The sequence below is a fragment of the Sinomonas sp. G460-2 genome (genome assembly GCF_047759905.1).
Lineage (GTDB): Bacteria > Actinomycetota > Actinomycetes > Actinomycetales > Micrococcaceae > Sinomonas.
The window spans coordinates 1-364 of the sequence record NZ_JBKZWT010000587.1; the positions used below are offsets into that span (position 1 = coordinate 1).

The window sequence follows — 364 nt, forward strand, 5'->3', positions numbered from 1 at the left end:
CCCGACCTGGGACCGCGGTGAAGGCGGCTTCGGCGACGTCTCCGGTGTGGCGAAGGGCGGCTACGTCCTGGCCGAGGCCCAGCGCGACGGCGCCGACGTGACCCCGGACGTGATCCTCATCGGCACGGGCTCCGAGGTCCAGCTCGCCGTCGCTGCCCGCGAGGCCCTCGCGGCCGAAGGCATCGCGGCCCGCGTGGTCTCCATGCCCTGCGTCGAATGGTTCAAGGCCCAGGATCCCGCCTACCGCGAGTCCGTGCTCCCCGCAGCCGTCAAGGCCCGCGTCTCCGTCGAGGCCGGCCTGGCCCTCGGCTGGCGCGAGTTCGTCGGCGACGCCGGACGCACGATCAGCCTCGAGCACTACGGC

1 protein-coding gene is annotated in these 364 nt (G+C 73.9%); it reads left to right on the forward strand.

The features are described from left to right. Positions 1-364: transketolase-like TK C-terminal-containing protein (locus tag ACLN58_RS22615; protein ID WP_415857440.1), on the forward strand; the 364-nt coding region annotated here is incomplete at both ends.